The sequence below is a fragment of the Oleiphilus sp. HI0086 genome (genome assembly GCF_001635225.1).
In genome coordinates, this window is record NZ_LWFZ01000194.1 from 1 (window position 1) to 487 (window position 487).

1 pseudogene is annotated in these 487 nt (G+C 48.9%); it reads left to right on the forward strand.

From position 1 onward, the window contains the following. A pseudogene (locus A3756_RS27075) lies at positions 1-487 on the forward strand (hypothetical protein); the annotation flags it as partial.

A 487-nucleotide genomic window follows, 5' to 3' on the forward strand; every position in this document is an offset into this window, starting at 1 on the left:
GTGGTCGGCCCAATACCGGCGACTAATATTCGCGTAAATGGAACCGGTATTACCTGGGGAGCAAGCTACCCTAGCGGCAATAACCTAGACTGTTCCGGGGAAGCCATCGACCAACAGGATTGTTCCTTAGGTCGGGAGCTAACACATAACGATGATAGCGATGGTCGTGCAGGCTTCAGCTTTTTAAAGTTCGATGAGGATGGCGTTGAAACGGATAGTTCAGATGCTGAATGGAGCTGCGTTCAAGACTCTGTCACAGGCTTAATGTGGGAAGTAAAAAGTGAAGGCAACGAAACACCAGGAGACGAAGGTTTAAATGACGCCGATGATCGTTACAGTTGGTACAATACTGACGCAAGCTCAAACGGTGGTTCGGAAGGTTTTGCAGATAGCAGAGGAGAGCAATGTTTTGCCTATAACGAAGACGAACCGGCTAGCTACTGCAACACCGAAGCCTTTGTTAACCGTATGAATGAAGCCGGCTGGT